The 21,865-nt window shown below is 65.0% G+C and carries 19 protein-coding genes; 15 read left to right on the forward strand and 4 right to left on the reverse strand.

What is annotated here, in order from left to right; translation table 11 throughout:
- Positions 1–26: 26 nt before the first annotated feature.
- Positions 27–1,811: a hypothetical protein gene (locus ACBR42_RS04100; RefSeq protein WP_371207334.1), complete on the forward strand. Its 1,785-nt coding sequence runs from the start codon at positions 27–29 to the stop codon at positions 1,809–1,811.
- Here the strand turns inward: ACBR42_RS04100 and ACBR42_RS04105 are convergent.
- Entirely contained in the window at positions 1,783–2,337 is a 555-nt protein-coding gene (locus ACBR42_RS04105) for a hypothetical protein (RefSeq protein WP_371207335.1), read from the reverse strand. The genes ACBR42_RS04100 and ACBR42_RS04105 overlap by 29 nt on opposite strands.
- Before the next feature lie 266 nt (positions 2,338–2,603).
- Here ACBR42_RS04105 and ACBR42_RS04110 point away from each other — a divergent pair, with 266 nt between their 5' ends.
- Positions 2,604–2,831 (forward strand): DUF3126 family protein, encoded by a 228-nt coding sequence (locus ACBR42_RS04110; RefSeq protein WP_102325267.1) that lies wholly within the window; start codon positions 2,604–2,606, stop codon positions 2,829–2,831.
- Between the two features lie 44 nt (positions 2,832–2,875).
- Here the strand turns inward: ACBR42_RS04110 and ACBR42_RS04115 are convergent, their stop codons facing one another.
- The gene (locus ACBR42_RS04115) at positions 2,876–3,508 is read right to left on the reverse strand and encodes a DUF2939 domain-containing protein (RefSeq protein ID WP_102324908.1); all 633 of its coding nucleotides are present in this window, start codon (positions 3,506–3,508) and stop codon (positions 2,876–2,878) included.
- A 196-nt stretch (positions 3,509–3,704) separates the two neighbouring features.
- Between ACBR42_RS04115 and ACBR42_RS04120 the strand changes: the two genes are divergently transcribed.
- The 4 genes from ACBR42_RS04120 to pyk are packed head-to-tail and all read left to right on the forward strand — an operon-like array spanning position 3,705 to position 7,392.
- A complete protein-coding gene (locus ACBR42_RS04120; protein ID WP_371207336.1) occupies positions 3,705–4,535 on the forward strand; it encodes a ThiF family adenylyltransferase in 831 nt (276 codons plus the stop codon).
- Complete coding sequence (locus ACBR42_RS04125; RefSeq protein ID WP_371207337.1) at positions 4,525–4,911, forward strand: DsrE family protein; 387 nt, start codon at positions 4,525–4,527, stop codon at positions 4,909–4,911. The genes ACBR42_RS04120 and ACBR42_RS04125 overlap by 11 nt, the downstream gene beginning before the upstream one ends.
- Positions 4,912–4,926: 15 nt before the next feature.
- Complete coding sequence (locus ACBR42_RS04130) at positions 4,927–5,922, forward strand: SH3 domain-containing protein (RefSeq protein WP_371207338.1); 996 nt, start codon at positions 4,927–4,929, stop codon at positions 5,920–5,922.
- Between the two features lie 30 nt (positions 5,923–5,952).
- Positions 5,953–7,392 carry a pyruvate kinase gene (pyk, locus tag ACBR42_RS04135; protein WP_102325268.1) on the forward strand — a complete coding sequence of 480 codons (1,440 nt, stop codon included), beginning with the start codon at positions 5,953–5,955 and terminating at the stop codon, positions 7,390–7,392.
- A 25-nt stretch (positions 7,393–7,417) separates the two neighbouring features.
- Here pyk and ACBR42_RS04140 read toward each other — a convergent pair whose 3' ends face one another.
- Both ACBR42_RS04140 and ACBR42_RS04145 read right to left on the reverse strand, forming a co-directional pair.
- Positions 7,418–8,323 carry a prephenate dehydrogenase/arogenate dehydrogenase family protein gene (locus tag ACBR42_RS04140; RefSeq protein ID WP_102324912.1) on the reverse strand — a complete coding sequence of 302 codons (906 nt, stop codon included), beginning with the start codon at positions 8,321–8,323 and terminating at the stop codon, positions 7,418–7,420.
- Between the two features lie 43 nt (positions 8,324–8,366).
- Complete coding sequence (locus ACBR42_RS04145; RefSeq protein ID WP_371207339.1) at positions 8,367–9,452, reverse strand: lysylphosphatidylglycerol synthase domain-containing protein; 1,086 nt, start codon at positions 9,450–9,452, stop codon at positions 8,367–8,369.
- A 194-nt stretch (positions 9,453–9,646) separates the two neighbouring features.
- Here ACBR42_RS04145 and hpnA point away from each other — a divergent pair, with 194 nt between their 5' ends.
- The 9 genes from hpnA to ACBR42_RS04190 all read left to right on the forward strand — a co-directional run bounded on the left by hpnA (position 9,647) and on the right by ACBR42_RS04190 (position 21,748).
- On the forward strand, positions 9,647–10,642 hold the full coding sequence (gene hpnA, locus ACBR42_RS04150) for a hopanoid-associated sugar epimerase (protein WP_110546876.1): 996 nt from the start codon (positions 9,647–9,649) through the stop codon (positions 10,640–10,642).
- A 10-nt stretch (positions 10,643–10,652) separates the two neighbouring features.
- Positions 10,653–11,882 carry a glycosyltransferase gene (locus tag ACBR42_RS04155; RefSeq protein WP_102324914.1) on the forward strand — a complete coding sequence of 410 codons (1,230 nt, stop codon included), beginning with the start codon at positions 10,653–10,655 and terminating at the stop codon, positions 11,880–11,882.
- The gene (gene hpnC / locus ACBR42_RS04160; RefSeq protein ID WP_371207340.1) at positions 11,879–12,742 is read left to right on the forward strand and encodes a squalene synthase HpnC; all 864 of its coding nucleotides are present in this window, start codon (positions 11,879–11,881) and stop codon (positions 12,740–12,742) included. The genes ACBR42_RS04155 and hpnC overlap by 4 nt, the downstream gene beginning before the upstream one ends.
- An 80-nt stretch (positions 12,743–12,822) precedes the next feature.
- Positions 12,823–13,704, forward strand: coding sequence for a presqualene diphosphate synthase HpnD (gene hpnD / locus ACBR42_RS04165; protein ID WP_371207341.1), 882 nt, complete (start codon positions 12,823–12,825; stop codon positions 13,702–13,704).
- A 3-nt stretch (positions 13,705–13,707) separates the two neighbouring features.
- On the forward strand, positions 13,708–15,021 hold the full coding sequence (gene hpnE, locus ACBR42_RS04170) for a hydroxysqualene dehydroxylase HpnE (RefSeq protein ID WP_371207342.1): 1,314 nt from the start codon (positions 13,708–13,710) through the stop codon (positions 15,019–15,021).
- Positions 15,022–15,076: 55 nt separating this feature from the next.
- Entirely contained in the window at positions 15,077–17,119 is a 2,043-nt protein-coding gene (shc, locus tag ACBR42_RS04175; protein ID WP_371207343.1) for a squalene--hopene cyclase, read from the forward strand.
- Positions 17,120–17,139: 20 nt separating this feature from the next.
- Positions 17,140–17,820, forward strand: a complete 681-nt coding sequence (locus tag ACBR42_RS04180) for a hypothetical protein (RefSeq protein WP_118962682.1) — start codon at positions 17,140–17,142, stop codon at positions 17,818–17,820.
- A 301-nt stretch (positions 17,821–18,121) separates the two neighbouring features.
- Positions 18,122–19,336, forward strand: a complete 1,215-nt coding sequence (locus ACBR42_RS04185) for an acetate/propionate family kinase (RefSeq protein ID WP_371207344.1) — start codon at positions 18,122–18,124, stop codon at positions 19,334–19,336.
- Positions 19,337–19,378: 42 nt separating this feature from the next.
- Positions 19,379–21,748 carry a phosphoketolase gene (locus ACBR42_RS04190; protein WP_110546849.1) on the forward strand — a complete coding sequence of 790 codons (2,370 nt, stop codon included), beginning with the start codon at positions 19,379–19,381 and terminating at the stop codon, positions 21,746–21,748.
- Positions 21,749–21,865: the final 117 nt, after the last annotated feature.

Raw genomic sequence — 21,865 nt, forward strand, 5'->3', positions numbered from 1 at the left:
CCTGCACCGCAGGCAGGCAGGCCATCATGTGGGGCGGGGTTGCGGTGCTGCTGGGCGGCATGATCATGCCGGATTGCGCGCGGGCGGATGACATGGCGGAAATCCGTGCCATCCATGCCGAAATGCGACGGCTTGAAGCCAAGGTCCAGCAGATCGAGGCCCGCCACGGCGGGGCACAGAACGCGCAGCACATGCCAGCCAGCCGCACGCTGCGTTCCGGCGGGCGGGCCAGTACGGCGTGGACCGCCCCCTCGCCTTCCGGGCAGATCACCGCCATGCCCGACCTGTCGCGTCTGGTCATAGGTGGCCCTGCGCTGTCGGATGATGCGCAGGCCGCGGCAGCGGCGGAAAACACGATGACGGAAAGCATCATTCCCAGCCAGCCCAAGCTTGACCTTGATTCCTCCAGCCCGCTTGCCATTACCCAGACGGGCGTGGACAGCCTGCCCCCCGTGTTCCGCATTGGCGGGGTTTCGGTACGGCTGGGCGGCTTCATCGACTTTTCAAACATCTATCGCAGCAAGAACCTGACCAGCGGCCCCGCCACAAGCTGGGGCAGCTTCCCTTACGCCAACAGCCCCAACGCCCATACGGGCGAGTACCGCCCGTCCGCGCAGCTTACGCGCCTGAGCGTGCTGCTGCAGGGTTCGCCCACCAAGGATGAAACCCTGTCCGGCTATATCGAGACGGATTTCGGCGGCGCGGCAGGCACGGCCAACAGCTACCAGACCAACAGCTACACGCCGCGAATCCGGCAGGCGTACATGACCTACAGCAACACCAAATGGGGGTTCCATGTGCTGGCCGGGCAGGCATGGAGCCTGACCACGGGTTACACGCAGGGCCTGCTGTCACGTCATGAACAGCTACCGCCGGTAGTCGATAACAACCAGATACCCGGTATCGTCTTTACCCGCGTGCCACAGATCCGCTTCATCAAGGATTTCGGGCGCAAATGGTGGCTGGGGCTTTCGCTTGAAGCGCCGCAGGTGGCTTACGCGGCATCAGGCAGCAGCAGCGATCATCCGATGCTGAGCGGCACCGATGATGATATCCTCGCCTCATCCGGCACGCGCATACTCTACAGCAACGCTGGCTCGGGCATGCTCAATCCCAACGCCAAATACAGCATGGATGTCGCCCCTGACATCGTGCTGAAAGGGGCGCTGGACACCAAGCCCGCCCATTACGAGGTTTACGGTCTGGCGCGCTGGTTCAAGGCCATGTCGCAGTCCGCCACGGGTGGGCCGATCCGCGAACGGGTGTCCTTTGCGGGTGGCGTCGGCGGGGACGTGACGGTGCATGTCATTCCCCGCTTCCTGCAGTTTACCGGCAACGTGCTGGCGGGTGAGGGCATTGGCCGTTATGGCCCCGGCATGCTGCCCGACGCCACATTCAAGGCCAATGGCACGCCCGCGCCCATTCCTGAAATCATCGGCAGCATGGGGCTGATCGGCCACCCGACCCCCAACCTGCTGGTCTATCTGTATGGTGGCGTGGAACATGCCGGGCGGCGGACCTATACCGGCACGGATGGCTACCAGTATGGCTACGGCGTGAACGACCTGTCGCTGAGCAGTTGTAATGTGGAGATGATTACCGGCGGTAGCTGTGATGCCCAGACCCATACCCTTGCCGACCTGACGGTAGGCGGCTGGTGGCATGTGCTGCAGGGCGGCTATGGCGCGGTGATGACCGGCGTGCAGTACACCTATCTGCGCAAATTCGCCTATAAGGGCGGTGATGGGGCGTCCCCCACCACCGGTGGCAATACCGTCTACGTCACGTTCCGTTATCTGCCGTTTCAGTAGGCAGGCCAGCCGACAGGGCGGCAAGGCAGTCCGCATTCTGGTGGGCCAGATGGATGTCATGCACCGCACCGATGGCGCGGATGCTGTCCTGCCGCCAGCGCGCCGGCATGCCATGGGCGGTGCACAGCGCCCCCGCCCCCAGCAGCGCGCCATTGCCCGGATCAATTATGGACAGCACGGCATACGGATTACGCGGCAGGGCCTGACGCAGCGATGTGCGCAGGCGGCTGGCGGTTGCATCATCAGCATGAGTGATCAGGTCAGGCACCAGTTCGATCCACCCATCCCAGCCAGCGGCCACGGCGCGGCGCAGGCGGGGCCATGCCTTCTGTTCATCCAGCGCGTGGACGGTGGCCTGCGCGCCTTCTTCATGAATCTGGCGGGCAAGGGCGCGGGCGCTCAGGCTTGACGCGGTTTCGGTTGTGGCCGTGGTCGTGGGCAGACTGGCCGCGAGTGCTGTCAGCCCGGCGGTGGGACCAAGCAGGACCATGAGCAGCATCAGCCGGGGAAACGATCTTATACGCATGGTCGCTGTTCTCCCTTCTTACTGGTGTTGCGCCATGGTCGACAGAACGGGGTAATCGTGGCGCGGGCGGGGCAGGGATAAGGAAAATCATGGGCACGCCGGTTGCGGCGCGCGCCGCATGTGCCTATAGCCTGCGGCGATGCCCGTGTTCCGACGGGGCAGCCGCGCGATCCTGACCGGACCGGCCACGCGCGTTGACAAACGGGGCGTATCCGGTCCTGATCCTATTCCCGGCTGGTCCTGCCATTGTGGAGAACATACGTTTCATGGGTACCATGTCCTCTTCCGAGATTTCGCGTCTTCAGGTCTGCCTGCGTCGCCTGCTGGGCTCACCGGGTCTGACCGTCAATGCACCGCCGCGGGCGGGCCTGTCGGTTGAACTGGCCGTCAACGGCGAAGTGGTGGGTACGGTCCACCGCGATGAAGATGAAGGTGAAGTGTCCTACGCCGTGCACATGACGGTGCTTGAGGAAGACCTGCCTGCCCCGAAATAACCGGGTTTCTGCGCGGCGGGCGCATTATCCCGCCACCACGCGGCCTAGGGCTGCGTCACGCGCTGCGGAACCGGCCCGGCCGACGCCTCGATCAGGGGCTGCTGGCGCGGGGCGGGTAGTCCCACGCTATGAATCTTCCACTGAAAACCGTGGATGCGCATCTGAAGGCGCAGCGGCGTTTCATTTTCATGCCCGGGCATGATGACACTCGCCTCGAACACGCCGGGATGGGTGAAGTGCATGTGCACACGACCCAGCATGCCCACCATGGCGGGCACACCCATGGGCGCCGCAACCTGTTCATGGGGCATCAGGTGATCGACCAGATTGCCCAGCCTGTCGGGGCGCACTTCCTCATCAATCGCGTTGGACACGGCGGAGGACGCGAAGGACGAGCCGAATTCCGGCAGTTCATCATCCGCATGCGTGGGACCGATCAGGCCATCCACAACCTGATTTTTCAGGCTGCTGCGCACCGTGTCCCACTTGAGCGTGGTGTTCAGGCTGCCCATGTCGTGGGCGCGGATGGCGGATGTGATGGACCACAGCGTGAAAAAAGGCGACGCGGCATACAGCGACGTGGCGGCGGCCAGCGTCCCGGCACAGACCCAGCGCGCCTGCTGGCGACGCAGGGAGGACAGGCCGGATGGAATTTCCATACGGGAAAGATAAGACATTGATTTATACTCCCCCTAATGGTTTCACGCCGTAACTGGACTATACTGGAAACATATCCGGCATGCATTGGTTTCATGATTGCATGAAGAAATTATCACGTAATCGTGAACTCCCGCACGCGGCTTCCGGCTGCGTTGTGGCGCGGGCGGGGTGTATCCGCCATGAAGGGGCTGCGGGATCGTGCAGGAGACAGGGATGAATTTTTCCGAAGACGAGATCCAGCGCTACGCGCGCCACATCCTTCTGCCCGAAGTAGGCGGAACCGGGCAGGACGCCTTGAAAAAAGCCAGTATTCTGGTTGTGGGCGCGGGTGGCCTGGGGTCGCCCGTGGCGCTGTATCTGGCGGCGGCGGGTGTTGGCCGGATCGGGCTGGTGGATGACGATGTGGTCGAGCTGTCCAACCTGCAGCGCCAGATCGCGCATGTGACCGACCGGATCGGTCAGCCCAAGGTCGATTCGGCGGCACAGGCGCTGCGTGCGATCAATCCGGGAACGCAGGTCGATTGTCATAACGTCCGGCTGACGGCGGACAATGCGCGCGAACTGGTGCGTGATTACGACCTCGTCTGCGATGGCTGCGACAATTTCGCCACCCGCTATCTGGTGGCCGATGCCTGCGCGCTGGAAGGGCGCACCCTCATCTCCGCCGCCGTGCTGCGTTTTGAAGGCCAGCTTTCCACCTTCCGGCCCGGCGGTCCGTGCTATCGCTGCCTGTACCCCGAAGCTCCGCCCGCCGGTACCACCCCTTCCTGTGCCGAAGCGGGGGTCTTTGGCGCGGTAACCGGTGTCATGGGCACGCTTCAGGCAACGGAAGCCCTGAAGGAAATCCTGCAGATCGGCGAAAGCCTTGCCGGTCGCCTGCTGGTATGGGACGCATTGGCCATGCGCTTTCACACCATCGCCCTGCCTGCTGACCCCGACTGTGCCCTGTGCGGCGCGCATCCCACCATTCACGACCTGTCCACCCATCGCCACGCCACGGCCCCGACCTGCCGCATCCCGGCGGAGGCCACGCATGACGCATGATGACGGCGCGCTGGCCATCCTGTTATATGATGGCGCATATGCCCGCGCCCATTATGCCTTTGTCGTAGCCGCAGGGGCGCTGGCCATTGGCCGTCCCGTCACCCTGTTCGCGGCGGGGCGGGGCGTGCATGCGCTGGCGCGTGACTGGCATGGCCTGCACGATGCCGCCGATGACATGGAAGTGCGCGCACGCGGTGTTGCGGGCATGGATACGCTACGGGAGGCTGTGATCGAATTCGATGTGACCCTCATGGTATGTGAAGCCGCGCTGAAATTATGTGACCTTGACCCCGATCTCCTGCTTGATGGAGTACAGGTTGCGGGTATTCCCACCTTCCTCGAAGCCGCCCGGGGGCGGCAGATCATAACCCTGTAAGGATTGAAGAACGCGATGGCGCAGTGCGTGCGGCATGAATTCCTGGCGCGACCGGCCCCGGCGCCGTCCCGCGCCCCGGTACGGTGGGGATATCTGGCAGGCTGCGTGGCCGTGCTGGCCACAGGCATGGGGCACGGCTACGCAGCCGCCCCCGCGACCACCACCAAAACAGCGCATCACCATGCGCATCACGCGGGGCAGGCTGCGACCGCCCATAGCAGCACCCATGCGGCAGCCAGCAGTCTGGGCCATGCCCATGTCCACGCGGCCACCGAGAAAAAGGTGAAATCCCATACGCCCCGCCACCACCATGCCGCAGCCGTGGCGGCAGGCGTCGCCGCCGGTGCGGGGGCCGGTATCGTTGCGGCGAAAAGTGCGGCGCATACCCCGCCGCCGCCCGCACCAGCCACGCCGGATACCGCCACGATCCAGCCGGTGGACAACAGCAAGGGCAGCGTGACCGGCCTACCCCTGCCCCGCTTCGCCGCCTTCCGCGCTGATGAAGTCAACATGCGCACGGGGCCGGGCCAGCGCTATCCCATCGACTGGGTCTATCATCGCCGTGGACTGCCGGTCAGGATCGAGCGGGAATTCGATGTCTGGCGTCTGGTCGAGGACGCGGACGGACAGAAGGGATGGGTCCAGCAGGCAACCCTTGTGGGAACCCGCACGTTTGTCATCCCGGGACTGCCCCCACAGGGAGACGCGCAGCAGACCAACCAGCCATCTGCCAAGGAAACCGATGTGATCGGGCGCGCCGATACACGGGTGGTCGGCCATGTGGCGGATGTGGCCGAGGCGGGTCGGGTCAGGGGGGCGGTCATGCTGCGCGCGGATGCCAGCACGACATCCGCCGTGACCGCCGTGCTGCGCCCCGGTGTGGTGGGCACCCTGCGCCAGTGCCAGGCAGGATCGGCATGGTGCAAGGTTTCGGTCAAGCAGTACAGCGGCTGGCTGGAACGCAGCGCGTTTTGGGGACTGTTACCGCAGGAGGTCATATCGCCCTCCTGAGGGCAAAGATGAACAGAGCGGGAGAAAATGATGCCGGAAACACCGTATCGTGCCATGCGCCGGACCAAGATCGTATCCACATTGGGCCCGGCAACATCAGACCATGCGACCATACGCGCGCTGGCCGTGGCGGGAGTGGATGTATTCCGGCTCAATTTTTCCCACGGCACGCATGAGGATCATGCCGCGCGCCATGGCGTGATCCGCGATGTGGAAGCCGAACTGGGCCGCCCCATCGGCATTCTGGCCGATGTGCAGGGGCCGAAACTGCGTGTGGGCAATTTCGTCAACGGACGCACGCAACTGACCGCTGGGGCCCATTTCCGGCTTGATCTCGACCCCACGCCGGGAAACGAGGCGCGTGTCTGCCTGCCCCATCCCGAAATCCTTGCCGCCGCCGCGCAGGGCAGCACGCTGCTGCTTGATGACGGGCGTCTGGCGCTGCGGGTCTGTGAACGCGGCGACGATTTCCTGCTGACGGAAGTGGTGCTGGGCGGTGTCCTGTCCGATCACAAGGGCGTCAATGTCCCGGACGTGGTGCTGCCCATCCCGGCCCTGACGGACAAGGACCGTGCGGACATGGCCTTCGCGCTGGATCTGGGCATTGAATATGTGGGCCTGTCCTTCGTCCAGCGGCCCGAGGATGTGCGTGAAGCCCGTCAGTTGGCCGATGGCCGTGCGTGGATCATGACCAAGCTGGAAAAACCGCAGGCCATGGACAATCTGGAGGAGATCGTCGCCCTGTCCGATGCGGTGATGGTGGCGCGTGGCGATCTGGGCGTTGAACTGCCGCCCGAACGCGTGCCGCTGGCGCAGAAGCGCATCATCCGCGTGGCCCGGCGACTGGGCCGCCCGGTGGTGGTGGCCACCCAGATGCTGGAAAGCATGATCCATGCGCCCACACCGACCCGTGCGGAGGCATCGGATGTGGCGACCGCAGTGTTCGACGGGGCGGACGCGGTCATGCTGTCCGCCGAAACCGCCGTGGGGTCATACCCGCGTGAGGCCGTGGCCATCATGGACCGCATCGTACGCGGTGTGGAGGAGGACGAAGGGTGGCGGCGGCAGATGGAAACCTCCGCCCCGGAACCCGATCATGACGTGGCGGGCGCCATTGCCGCCGCCACGCGGCAGGTCGCGTCCACGGTGGGTGCCTCCGCCATTGCGGCCTTTACGCTTGCGGGACGCACGGCGCTGCGGATCGCACGCGAACGGCCGTCCTGCACCATCCTTGGCCTGACCCCGACCGATGACGCGGCCCGCAGGCTGGCCGTGGCATGGGGCGTGCAGGCCATATCCGTGGGGCAGGAAACGCCGGTGCATACGATCGAAAGCGTCGTGGATCAGGCGCTGTCCATCGCCCATATGGATGGTTATGGCGCGGTTGGCGATGCGGTGGTGATCGTGGCGGGGCTGCCCTTTGGCGTGGCGGGCAGCACCAATACGCTGCGGGTTGCGATCATTACCTGAACCACCCGAAAGCGTGGAACCGGCGTTACGCCTGCCGGTTCTCGATCAGGCTGCGCCGGATGGCGCGGCCCCGGTTGATCCGGCTTACGATCACATCTTCGTTGCCGGTGCGGATGGCGTTGCCCATCGCCTGCGCATCCGCAACGAAGCGGTCGAGCATGTCCAGCAGGGCTTCACGGTTATTGAGAAAGATGTCACGCCACATGACCGGGTCCGACGCCGCGATGCGCGTGAAGTCCCGAAAGCCTGATGCCGCGAAATCCAGCACTTCGGAGCGGGTTTCATCCGCCAGATCATCCGCCGTGCCGCAGATGGTGAAGGCCAGAAGGTGTGGCAGGTGACTGACAATGGCGCAGACACGGTCATGATGTTCAACGGTCATGCTGCGCACCCGCGCGCCCATCATTTCCCACAGGGCGGTAATGCGCGCGATGGCGGAAGCAGGCGTGTTTTCCGGCGGGGTCAGCAGGCACCACCTGTCCTCGAACAGGGTGGCGAATCCGGCATCCGGCCCGGAAAACTCGGTGCCCGCCATCGGATGCGCAGGCACGAAAGCAATATCGGGACAGGTAGCCAGAAGCGGTTCCATGGCGTCCATGACCGTTTTCTTGACCGATCCGACCTCGCTGAGGATCGCGCCGGGCTTCATGACCGGCATGACCTGCGCCGCCACCATGGCGATCGCCCCGACGGGCACGCACAGGATTACACAGTCAGCATCCCGCGCGGCGGCAACCGGATCGGCCTCGATCCCGTCGGCGATGCCCAGTTCAGCCACACGGGCGCGGACCTCGGGGCTTATGTCGCATGCGATCAGCCTGCGCGCGATACGCCGGTCATCCAGCGCGCGGCGCAGGATGGACGACCCGATCAGGCCCGGCCCGATAATGGTCAGCGTATCAAACAGGGGAACGGTGGGGTCCGTCGTCATGATGGGGATCTGTCTGGCTGAAGGTTCTTGAAAAAAAGCGCCCTCACTCGGGCGCGGCGTCGGTCTGCCGGGGCCGGTCATGCACGGAAACCGGGGCGGTGACCGGGGCTGCCCCCGCATCATCCAGCGGGGCCGGCCTGCGGCGCAGGCCCCGCATTTCCATGCCCTGCCACAGCAGCAGCATGGGAATGCCGATAACCAGTTCCCGCCCGCGCCGCAGCAGCGACAGCCCCAGCGAGACGGACGGCGCGATGCCAAAGGCCGAACCAAGCGCCATGTAAGCCGCTTCCTGCACCCCCAGCCCGGCGGGCACGAGGAACGAGACGGACATGATGCCGCAGGCCACGCCCTCGATCGCCACGGCGCCGCTGAAGCTCAGATGCGCGCCAAGGAAATAATAGGCGATCCAGATGGTGGCGGCGCTGCCCAGCCATCCGACGTAATGCAGCAGCGCACCCTGCGCGATGCGGCCCGGATGGGACCAGATCGCGTCGAAACGTTCCTGTATGCTGTCCGCGCTGCTCAGCATTGCGTCCTGCCACTGGGCGGCCATGTTGTGCCCCAGCTTGCGCCCCACGCCGCGGAGCAGGTCGCCGCCCCGGCGCTGGGTATAGATAAAGCCCGCGATGCCCAGCGTCAGCAGCCCCAGACCGATCAGCACCGGACGGGCGAACGGGCTGGACTGCTGGTGGGCCATAAGGCACAGCACGGCGGTCAGGATGAACAGGATCTGGCCCATGACCTCGGTGGTGATGTCCACAAGGTTGGCGCAGGCGGCCTCCCCCCCGTCCACATGACGGCCACGACGCCCGGCGAACAGGTCGCTTGATGATGTGGCGCGGATGCCCAGCACCATCCCGCCCAACTGCGAAAACGGCAGGCAGGACGCGGCTGCATCCCGAATCATGCGTGAAACCACAAGCTGGACGAACGGAATGTCCCGACAAGCTGCATGCCAGGCGAGACCCAGTATTGCATCGACTGCAAGCTGCGCCAGCACCGTCGCCATGAATCCGACGAAGCCGATGGAGACGATGGCCTTCATGACCGAACCGGCCCCGTACCACGCGGTAAAGCCTGTAAGCAGGGCCAGGCCAAGGATGGCCAGCAGGATCGTGAGCTTTCTCAAGAAAGGGTCCGTCTTCGTCTGTGGGCGTCGGAACGCCGGGTAAAATTCGTACCACAGCGGTCGACTGCGCCTGACTTACACTACAGCAGGGTCTGGCGCCACCGGGAGGTGTCGGGATAAATGGAACGCCCGCCGGTTGCGAGTCCGTGTCGCAATCATGAATTCTGTCCCCTGACGGAGTGATCGTTCAGACCATGACTGCCCCAACACTTGTAACCGGCGCGACCGGTTTTGTCGGCTCGGCCGTTGCCCGCAACCTGGTTGAACGGGGGCATACGCTCCGGCTCATGGTGCGCAAGGGTAGCGACCTGACCAATCTGCGCGATCTCCCCGCCGAACTGGTGGAAGGGGACCTGTCCACCCCCGGCAGCTTCGATGCGGCGGTCAGGGGCTGCCGCTACGTGTTCCATGTCGCGGCGGATTACCGGCTGTGGGTGCCCGATCCGGTACCCATGATGGTCGCCAATGTGGAAGGCACGCGCGCCCTCATGCTCGCGGCACAGAAGGCGGGGGTGGAGCGGATCGTGTACTGTTCCTCCGTCGCGGCGCTGGGACTGATCGGGGATGGCACCATTTCCGATGAGGAAACGCCGGTGCACGAACACGGCGTGATCGGCATCTACAAACGCTCCAAATACCGCGCAGAACAGGAAGTCCTGCGTCTGGTGCATGAACGCGCCCTGCCTGCCGTGATCGTAAACCCGTCCACCCCGGTTGGCCCGCGTGACATCAAGCCCACGCCCACGGGCCAGATGATCCTGGACTGTGCTGCGGGACGCATGCCGGCCTATGTCGATACCGGCGTGAACATCGTCCATGTGGATGACGTGGCGGAAGGGCATGCGCTGGCGCTGGAACGCGGCCGGATCGGGGAAAAATACATCCTTGGCGGCCAGAACTACCTGCTGCGCGACCTGTTCGCCATGACCGCCGAACTGGCCGGGGTCGCCCCGCCACGCATAAGCCTGCCGCAGGCGGTGATCTGGCCGGTGGCCGTGGCCAGCGAATGGCTGTCCCGCGCTTTTGGCATTGCGCCGCGCGTCACGCGCGAAATGCTGGCCATGTCGCACAAGAAGATGTTCTTTTCATCCGACAAGGCGATACGCGAACTGGGCTATGCCCCGCGTCCCGCGCGTGAAGCGGTGAAGGACGCCATTGACTGGTTCCGCCAGCACGGAATGCTGGACTGAGGTTCCCGTCATGCTGCTGCTTCCCCTTGCCGTCCTGAGCCTTGTCATCTGGCTGGGACTGATTTTCTGCCATGGGCGTTTCTGGCAGGCGGGGCCGGTACTCGCCCCCCTGCGCACGCCGCTCCGGGCTGCGGACTGCCCCGAAGTCTGCGTGGTGGTCCCCGCGCGGGACGAAGCCCCGTCCGTGGTGGAGTGCGTGCGTTCGCTGCTGGCGCAGGATTATCCCGGCCCGCTTCATGTCATTGTGGTGGATGACAACAGCACCGATGGCACCGGCAGGCTGGCGCGCGGCGTGCCGGACCCGCAGCGGCGGCTGACAGTGGTTACGGGCCGGACCCGCCCCCCGGGATGGAGCGGCAAGCTGTGGGCGGTATCGCAGGGCGTGACCCGCGCGCGCGAACTGGTGCCCGATTCCAGCGGTTTCGTGCTGCTGACCGATGCGGATATCACCCACGATCCGCGCCATGTCTCGACACTGGTGGCCAAGGCGCAGGCGGACCATCTGGATCAGGTATCCGAGATGGTGGAACTGAACTGCGCCAGTCAGGCCGAACGCATGCTGGTCCCGGCCTTCGTGTTCTTCTTCACCCTGCTCTACCCCTTTGCGCGCGTGAACAACCCGCGTAGCCGGGTGGCGGGGGCCGCTGGCGGCACGGTGCTGGTGCGGTGGTCGGCGCTGGCGCGTATCGGCGGGATCGAGAGCCTGCGCGGCGCGCTGATCGATGACTGCACGCTGGCCGCGCATGTGAAGCACAGCGGCGGCAGAATCTATCTGGGACATAGCTGTCTTGCCCGCTCGATCCGCCCCTATCCCCGCCCGATCGACATCTGGCGCATGGTGGCGCGCACGGCGTATGTGCAGCTTGACTATTCGCCCCTGCTGCTGCTGGCCACCGTGATCGGCATGGTGCTTGTATGGGTCATTCCGATGCAGCTTGCCCTGTTCACCCATGGCCTGCCCTGCCTGCTGGGGGCGGGGGCGTGGGTCATGTCCATGGCATCCTACACGCCCACGCTGCGCCGTTTCAGCCTGTCGCCCGCATGGGCGATGTTGCTGCCGGTCATCGCGGGGTTCTATACGCTGGCGACGATCGGTTCGGCGCTGGACCACCATCGGGGCCGGGGCGTGATATGGAAAAGCCGCGCCTATACCGATCCCGATGGCGCAATCTCGACACATAATGGCGCCAAGGGTGCCGCAACCGTAATAAACCACACCATGGGGGATGACGTAGGGTGAACACTGATGAGCGGAGCGTGTGGGGCAGCGAGGATGTCTCGTCGGGCAAGGACGCCGGGGACGAGAATTTTCCCGTAGGCTCCCTGCTGATAAGCCGCAGGCTGCGCCCGCATGTCCATGCCTATTACGATTTCGCCCGGGTGATCGACGATATTGTCGATACCGACCGGCTGGACGCAGAAGCCAAGATCGCGCGCCTCAACGCCATGGAGGACGTGGTGATGGGCCGCAGGCAGGCCCCCCAGCGCCGCGATGCGCAGACGGCGGTGCGCGTGGGCCGCACGCTGCGGCAGACCGGCGTTTCCCCCGCCACCGCAACAGACCTGATCGTTGCCTTCCGTCAGGATGCGGTCAAGAACCGTTATGATTCGTGGGAGGAGCTGGAGGAATACTGCCGCTATTCCGCCAATCCCGTGGGCCGGTTCCTGCTGGAACTGCATGGCGAGGACGCGCGCACATTCGGCCCGTCCGATGCGCTGTGCACGGCGTTGCAGGTTCTCAACCACCTGCAGGACTGCGCGGACGACCTGCGCAACCTTGACCGCTGCTACCTGCCCCGCCCGTGGCTGGAACGTGAGGGCGTGCAGGTGGATGACCTGCGCCGCACCCATACCGTGCCCGGCCTGCGGCTGGTGTTCGATGCGCTGCTGGACCGGGTGGACATGCTCAACCGGCAGGCGGCCACCCTGCCCGGCCTGATCCGCGACCGGCGCATGCGCATGGAAGCGGCGGTCATCGTCGGACTTTCAAAACGTCTGGCGGCGCGGCTGCGGGCGGAAGACCCCATCGCGGGGCGGGTCAAGCTGTCACGCGGGGATGTGCTGCTGGCCCTTGCCCGCGCTACACGCACGCTGCTCTGACAGGGCAGGTTTTGTCCTTGGTCGTGATTACCGCTAAGAACGGGCGGACTGTAACTGGTAAGTGAACGGAACACGCGGGAATGGGTTTTTTGCGCGCGCGACATGATGAAGCCCCGGCACTGGGCTGCGATCCCGCCGACCTGGCAGCGGTTGAGCGGGTCGTGGTGCAGTCGGGTACGTCCTTTGGCAAGGGAATGCGCATCCTGCCACCTGACCGGCGGTATGGGATGTACGCGGTCTATGCCTTCTGCCGTCTGGTCGATGACGTGGCGGATGACGCGGGCGAGGCGGAAGACAAATGCCGCAGGCTGGAAGAATGGCGCGCGCGCATTGCCCGGCTTTACGCCGGTGAGGCACGCGACGGCATCGACCGTGTCCTGCTGGCCACCATCCGCCGCTTCGACCTGCGGCAGGACGACTTCGCCGCCGTGATCGACGGCATGGAAATGGATGCCCGCGGCCCTGTCATCGCCCCGGATGAAGCCACGTTCGACCTGTATTGCGACCGGGTGGCCTCCGCCGTGGGGCGGCTTTCGGTGCGGGTGTTTGGTGATTCCTCCGCCGAGGCGGACAAGGTTGCCCACCATCTGGGCCGCGCCCTGCAGATCACGAACATCCTGCGCGACGTGGCGGAAGATGCCCGCCTTGGCCGCCTGTACCTGCCACGCGAACTGCTGGAACGCTTCGGGATTGCGCCCGAACCCGCCGCCGTGGTCCACGCCCCGGCGCTGGAACAGATCGGGCGTATCCTGGCAGGGCGCGCGCATGACCATTTCCGTGCCGCCGCCGCCGCCATGCGCCGGTGCGACCATACGGCCATGCGCCCGGCCCGCCTGATGGGGGCGACCTATGCCGCCATCCTCAGCGCGCAGGAACGTCAGGGCTGGGGCACGCCCGAACGCCGGGTCTCCCTTTCCCGCCCCCGCAAGGTGCTGATCGCCCTGCGCGCGCTGGTAAGCTGACACATGAGCGGACATGTCCATATCATCGGTGGCGGGCTGGCCGGGCTGTCGGCGGCGGTGGAACTGGCGGGCAGCAGCGAACGCGTTACGGTCTATGAAGCCGGTCCGGCCTGTGGCGGTCGGGCGCGATCCTATCTGGACCGGCATCTGGGCTGCCGGATCGATAATGGCAACCATCTCCTGCTGTCGGGCAACCCGGCGGTCTACCGCTATCTTGGCCTGATCGGCGCGCAGAAGACGCTGGTCGGCCCCGGCCGCCCGGTCTTCCCCTTCGTGGATCTGGCCGAACGGCTGCGCTGGACGCTGGACCTTTCACGCGGGCGGGTGCCGTTGTGGGTGCTTTCACGCCGCAGGCGCGTGCCGGGCATGCGGCTTGCGGAACTGCGCGGGCTGCTGGCCCTCATGGACGCCACGCCGGATATGGTGGTGAGCGACTGCCTGCAACCGGGCAGCCTGTCGCGGCGGCTGCTCGAACCCTTCGCCATATCCGTGCTCAACACCATGCCCGATACCGGCAGCGCGGCATTGCTGGGGGCCGTGGTGAAGGAAAGCCTTGCCCGCGGCGGACGCAACTGCCTGCCCCGCTTTCCCGAGCAGGGCCTGTCCGAAAGTTTCGTGGACCCAGCCCTTGCCCATCTGTCGGTGCTGAAGGCAACGGTACGCACGGGCAGCCGCGTCAGCGCGGTGGAAATGGATGGCGCCACCGTCACCGCCCTGCGACTGGGTGACGAACAGGTGGCCATCGGCGAACGCGATACGGTCATCATGGCGGTGCCCGCCCCCGTGGCATCGGGGCTTCTGGCCGCGCAACTGCCCGGTTTCAGCGCCCCGGATGCGTTCGAGTCGATCCTGAACGTGCATTTCCTGCTCCCCGCCGCACCGACCCTGACGGGCGGGCTGGCGCAGGCCCGCTTCATCGGGGTTGTGGGCGGAATCAGCGAATGGGTCTTCGTCAAGGACCGTATCCTGTCGGTCACGGTCAGCGCCGCCAACCGCTATGACGGGCGCGATACGGATGAACTCGCGGCCCTGATCTGGAACGAAGTGCGCGCCGCGATCGACCCCGCCGCCACGGCCCCGCTGCCCGTCGCCATGCCGCCGCTGCGCATCGTGCGCGAAAAGCGCGCGACCTTTGCCGCCACCCCCGCGCAGGACCGCCTGCGGCCGGGCACGCGGACCATGGCGGCCAACCTGCTGCTGGCAGGAGACTGGACGGCAACGGGATTGCCCGCCACTATTGAAGGTGCGATCAGGTCAGGTGCCGCGGCGGCGAAGGCTGTCCATGCCCGCAGGGGCACACCGGGCCGACCGGAATGAACATGATGTACGGATTTGGAATAGGCCCCCGTCATGACACGGGGAACGTGGAATAATGGCCAAGAGAACCGAGACAATCACCGCTCCCCGCAAGAAGACGCCCGCGTCCACCCGCTCCCGCGCGGCAGGACCGGCCCGCACGCCGCGTCCGGCCACGGATGCCCCGCTGGACCGGAACGAACTGGATCAGGCCGTAACCCGCGCCCATGGTGCGCTGGGCCGGCGGCAGGCCGATGACGGGCACTGGGTCTTCGACCTTGAAGCCGACGCCACCATCCCGGCCGAATACGTGCTGCTGGAACACTATCTGGACCGGATCAATCCGGAGCTGGAACAGCGCATCGGTGTCTATCTGCGTCGCATCCAGGGCGATCATGGCGGATGGCCGCTCTATCAGGACGGCAAGTTCGACCTGTCGGCTTCGGTCAAGGCCTATTTCGCGCTGAAGGCGCTTGGCGACAGCGTCAACGCGCCGCACATGGTGCGCGCCCGTCAGGCGATCCTTGATCATGGCGGCGCGGAACGGACCAACGTGTTCACCCGCATCCAGCTTGCCCTGTTTGGCGAAGTGCCGTGGGAAGCGGCCCCCGCCATGCCGGTGGAAATCATGCTGCTGCCGCGCACGGCCCTGTTCTCCGTATGGAACATGTCCTACTGGTCGCGCACGGTGATCGCGCCCCTGCTGGTGCTGGCCGCCCTGCGTCCCATCGCGATCAATCCGCGCGACATCCATGTGCAGGAACTGTTCGTCACGCCCCCGCGCAAGGTTCGTGACTGGATTCGCGGGCCGTACCGTTCCGTATGGGGCCGTGTGTTCAAGTATGTGGACGTGGTGCTGCGTCCCGTCGAACGCATGATCCCCGAAAAGACACGCCGCAAGGCCATCAGGGCCGCCGTGGACTTCATCGAACCCCGCCTGAACGGCGAGGACGGGCTTGGGGCCATCTACCCCGCCATGGCCAATACCGTCATGATGTTCCGCGCGCTGGGCATTCCCGACAGCGACCCGCGGGCGAAGACCGCATGGGACGCGGTGCAGCGCCTGCTGGTCAATCAGGGCGACGAAACCTACTGCCAGCCCTGCGTGTCCCCCATCTGGGATACCGGCCTTGCCGGCCACGCCATGATCGAGGCCGCATCCGGCCCCAACGGCATCGCCCCGGAAAAGACGAAGGAAAAACTGGCCGCCGCCAGCAAGTGGCTGCGTGAACGCCAGATTCTGGACGTAAAGGGCGACTGGGCCGTCAACTGCCCGGACCTGCGCCCCGGTGGCTGGGCCTTCCAGTATGCCAACGATTATTACCCCGATGTAGATGACACCGCCGTTGTCGGCATGCTGCTGCACCGTGAGGGCGACCCCGCCAATACGGAAGCCATCGAGCGCGCCCGCGAATGGATCATCGGCATGCAGAGTACGAATGGCGGCTGGGGCGCGTTCGACATCGACAACAACCTCGATCTGCTCAACCACATTCCCTTTGCCGATCACGGGGCGCTGCTTGACCCGCCGACGGCGGATGTGACGGCGCGCTGCATTTCCTTCCTCGCCCAGCTTGGCCACCCGGAGGACCAGCCGGTCATTGACCGGGGCATCGCCTACCTGCGGGATGAGCAGGAAAAGGACGGTTCGTGGTTCGGCCGCTGGGGCACCAATTACATCTACGGCACGTGGTCCGTCCTGTGCGCGCTGAACGCGGCGCAGATCGCGCATGATGACCCGATGATCATCCGCGCGACCGACTGGCTGCGCAGTCACCAGCGCGCCGATGGTGGCTGGGGCGAGGACTGCGCCAGCTACGAAGGGGCCGCACCGGGCGAATACAAGGAAAGCCTGCCATCACAGACCGCATGGGCCGTTCTGGGCATGATGGCGGCGGGCCTGCGTGACGATCCGGCGGTAAGCCGTGGCATCGCCTTCCTGGGCCGCACGCAGGGCGAGGACGGCGAATGGGCGGAAGAACCCTATAACGCCGTCGGTTTCCCCAAGGTGTTCTATCTGCGCTACCACGGCTATCGCCAGTTCTTCCCGCTTATGGCGCTGTCGCGCTACCGCAATCTGGAAGTCAGCAATAGCGGCCGCGTCGGCTACGGCTTCTGAGCGCGGGGGGACCGATAGATATGCCCGATACTGTATCCGTGTCCCCCTTTTCCCGGCTCGGGATCGTGGTGGGAATGGAAGCGGAAGCCTCGCTGATCCGTCCCTTCCTGCCCGATGCGCGTTTCGGGCTGAGCGGCGCGACCCTGTCCGGCGCGCGGCAGGTGGTGCTGGACCTGCTGGAAAGTGGCGTTGACGCGCTGCTGTCCTTTGGTCTGGCGGCGGGGCTTGATCCGGCACTTGCCCCCGGCGCGGTTGTCATCCCGCAGAATGTGATGGTGAATGGTGAACGTCTGCCCGCCTCCCCTGCCCTGCTGTCATGGCTGGGGGCCGACCGGGCGGACGTGGTTGGCGGCGACCTGCTGCATAGCGACGTGATCGTCACCGCCGCGACGCGCAAGACCGCCCTATTCCGCCAGACCGGCTGCGTGGCGCTGGATATGGAAAGTGGCGTGGTCGCGGAAATGGCCGCCGCGCGCAAGGTGCCCTTTGCCGTGATGCGCGTCGTGTGCGACCCGGCGGACCGCACCCTGCCGCCTGCCGCCGTCGTGGCCCTGCGCCCCGATGGCCGACTGGCCGTTGGCGCCCTTACGCGCAGCATCCTGTGCGATCCGTTGCAGATTCCAGCACTGATGCGCGTCGGTCGGGATGCGGGCCATGCCCGCAAGGCGGCACAGGCCGCACTGGCCCGGCGTTTTGGCTGATCCGGTCGCGTCCTGCGCCACGCGGATGTGATATGCGCGCCCCCGCCGCCCATGGGAACATGGCGGGCAGTCATGAAGAAAGCAGGGGCAGAAATATTTTAACACGCTGATTTAAAAATACTTTCTGACCATACGCCGCGTGATCCACCACTCCGGGCGTATGTGCTGAAGGGAAATCTGCCAGCACGCACCCTTCCTTGACGCTGCCCGCGATGCAGGCAATTGATTCGCATCAATGTCAGACACACCATATCGGCGTGACATGGCGCAGGCCAGACAAAGACATTAAGGGGAGACAGGCATGACACGCGCTGTACTGGCGCTGAACGCAGGATCGTCCAGCCTGAAGTTTGCCCTGTTTTCCATAGAAAAGGGCGAGGGGGCTACAGCGCCCAGCCACCGCATTGCATCGGGCGAACTGGAAGGCATCGGCACCCACCCCCATTTCATCGCCCATGATGCCAGCGGCCATACGCTGGTGGACGAACGCTGGGACCCCGCCACAACCGGACAGGCGGGCGACGATGCCCATCACGGCCCCATGGCCACCCTTATGGACTGGGTCGGCAGGCAGCTTGGGGATGTAGATCTTATGGCGGTTGGCCACCGCGTCGTGCATGGCGGGCCGGAATTCATCGCCCCCGTGCGGATCACGCCCGACATACTGGACCGGCTCACGGCCCTGACCCCCTTCGCCCCCCTGCACCAGCCCGGCAGTCTGGCCCCGATCCGCGCCCTGCTGGCACAGAAACCCGACCTGCCGCAGGTCGCGTGTTTTGATACCGGTTTCCATCACACCATGCCCGCCGTGGCGCAGGCGCAGGCCCTGCCCCGCGAATATGCCGCGCGCGGGGTGCGCCGGTACGGATTCCATGGACTGTCCTATGAATATATCGCATCGGCCCTGCATGACTGCGCGCCCCGCCTGTCGGAAGGGCGGACCATTGTGGCCCATATCGGCAGTGGCGGCAGCCTGTGCGCCATGCGCGGCGGCCGCAGCGTGGATACGACCATGGGCTTTTCAGTGCTGGACGGGCTGGTGATGGGCACGCGCTGCGGCCATCTGGACCCCGGCGTGATCCTGTACATGCTGCGCGAGGAAGGGCTGGGCGCGGCGGAAATCGAGAATATTCTCTATCATCGCTCCGGCCTGTTGGGTGTTTCGGGCGTCTCTGCCGATATGCGCGACCTGCACGCACGTGCGGCGATCAGCCCGGAAGTGACGCAGGCGCTGGACCTGTTCACCTACCGCTTCGCCCAGGAAGCAGGCGCCATGATGGCCGCGCTGCAGGGACTGGACGGGCTGGTGTTCACCGCCGGCATCGGGGAAAATGATGCAATTATCCGCGCTGCGATCTGCGCGCGGCTGGAATGGGCGGGTATCCGCCTTGATGCGCAGGCCAATGCCGCGCATCGGGACATCATCAGCACGCCCGACAGTGCTGTGGAGGTGCGGGTCATTCCCACCGATGAGGAAACAACAATCCGTCGGCATGTGCTGATGTGCCTGGCCTGAACGCAGGCCGCACAGGGATGGAATATCTCGGAAGGAACGCAAATGAGTGAAACTGCATCCGCGAACCCGCTGTCCACAGCGGATGTCGCGCTTTTCAACAAGTGGTGGCATGCAGCAAACTACCTCTCGATTGCCCAGATCTACCTGATGGCGAACCCGCTGCTGCGTGAACCGCTGAAGCTGGAACATACCAAGCCGCGCCTGCTCGGGCACTGGGGCACCACACCGGGGCTGAACTTCCTTTACCTGCACCTCAACCGCATCATCCGTGAACAGGACCGTAGCATCCTGTTCGTGGCGGGGCCGGGCCACGGGGCGCCGGGTGTGATCGCCAGCACCTATCTGGAAGGGACATACAGCGAGTATTTCCCCGCCGTGACGCAGGATGCGGACGGGCTGGCCAGACTGGTCAAGCAGTTCTCCTTCCCCGGCGGGATTCCCAGCCATGCGGCCCCCACCACGCCGGGTTCCATCCATGAAGGCGGCGAACTGGGCTATTCCCTGTCCCATGCCTATGGCGCGGCGTTCGACAATCCCGATCTGGTCGTGGCCTGCGTCGTGGGCGATGGCGAAGCCGAAACCGGCCCGATGGCGACATCGTGGCACAGCAACAAGTTCCTTGACCCCAAGACCGATGGCGCGGTCCTGCCGATCCTGCACCTGAACGGTTACAAGATCGCCAACCCCACCGTGCTGGCCCGCATCCCCGCCGAAGAACTGCTGAGCCTGTTCCGTGGCTACGGCTATGAGCCGATCGTGGTGGAAGGTGACGATCCCGACACCATGCACCAGAAGATGGCCGTGGCGATGGATACGGCCTTTGCGAAAATCGCACAGATCCAGAAGGCCGCGCGTGAGCAGAACCAGACCGCGCGCCCGGTCTGGCCCATGATCATCATGCGCACGCCCAAGGGCTGGACCTGCCCCAAGACGGTGGACGGGCTGCGGGTCGAAGGGTACTGGCGCGCCCATCAGGTGCCCATTACCGACATGACCAATCCCGAGCACCTGAAGCTGCTCGATACCTGGCTGCATAGCTACAGGCCGGAAGAGCTGTTTGACGAAAACGGCACCCTGCTACCTGAAATCGCGGCCCTTGCCCCCAAGGGCAACCGCCGGATGAGCGCCAACCCGCACGCCAATGGCGGCCTGCTGAGCCGCGACCTGCGCATGCCCGATGTTGCGGATTATGCCGTTACCGTATCCTCGCCGGGGCATGAACTGGGCGAAGGCACGCGCGTGCTGGGTAGCTGGCTGCGCGATGTGATGAAGGCGAATCTGGGTGCGCGCAATTTCCGCGTGCTGGCGCCGGATGAAAACAATTCCAACCGCCTGAACGCCGTGCTGGATGTCACCAACCGCGCATGGAACGCCGAGACCTTTGATTATGACGACCACCTGTCGGTGGACGGCCATGTCATGGAAATCCTGAGCGAGCATACCTGTCAGGGCTGGCTGGAAGGCTACCTGCTGACGGGCCGCCATGGCTTCCTGTCATGCTATGAGGCGTTCATCCACATCGTGGATTCCATGGTCAACCAGCACGCCAAGTGGATCAAGCAGGCGGATGAAGTGGCATGGCGCGCGCCGATCCCCTCACTCAACTACCTGCTGACATCGCATGTCTGGCGGCAGGACCATAACGGGTTCAGCCATCAGGACCCCGGCTTCATCGACCATGTGCTGAACAAGAAGGCCAAGACGGTACGGGTGTTCCTGCCGCCTGATGCCAACACCCTGCTGTGTGTGGCCAAAACCTGCCTTGAAAGCCGGGACCGCGTGAACGTGATCGTGGCGGGCAAGCAGCCCGAACCGCAGTGGCTGGATATGGATTCCGCCATCGACCATTGCGCCAAGGGCATCGGTATCTGGGAATGGGCCAGTAACGACAAGGACAGCGGACCCGATGTGGTCATGGCCTGCGCGGGTGACGTGCCGACCATGGAAACACTGGCTGCGGTGCAGATCCTGAACCATCACGTGCCGGACCTGAAAATCCGCGTGGTCAACGTGGTGGACCTGCTGACCCTTGAATCACAGTCCCAGCACCCGGACGGGCTGGATGACTTCACCTTCGACAGCCTGTTCACCACGGACAAGCCGGTCATCTTCGCCTTCCACGGCTATCCGGCGCTGATTCACAAGCTGATCTACAAGCGGACCAACTGCCGTAACTTCCACGTGCATGGCTACCGTGAGGAAGGTTCCACCACCACGCCGTTCGACATGACCGTGCGCAATAACCTCGACCGGTTCCATCTGGTGCAGAACGTGATCCGCCGGGTGCCGGGTCTTGCATCCAAGGCGGCCTATGCCAACGAGGCGATCTGCGACAAGCTGAACGAACACCACCGCTACGTGGCGGAATATGGACAGGACCTGCCGGAAGTACGCAACTGGCGCTGGTCCTGAACCAGTCGCCGGTATCACTCCGGTCAGGAAAGGGGGCAGCAATGCCCCCTTTTTTATGGGAATTAAGGAAGGAAGGGCCAGCCTTATTACCCCATGAGAACGCCTGATATGGCAGGC

It is taken from the genome of Komagataeibacter sp. SM21 (assembly GCF_041402665.1).
GTDB classification, from domain to species: Bacteria; Pseudomonadota; Alphaproteobacteria; order Acetobacterales; family Acetobacteraceae; genus Komagataeibacter; species Komagataeibacter saccharivorans.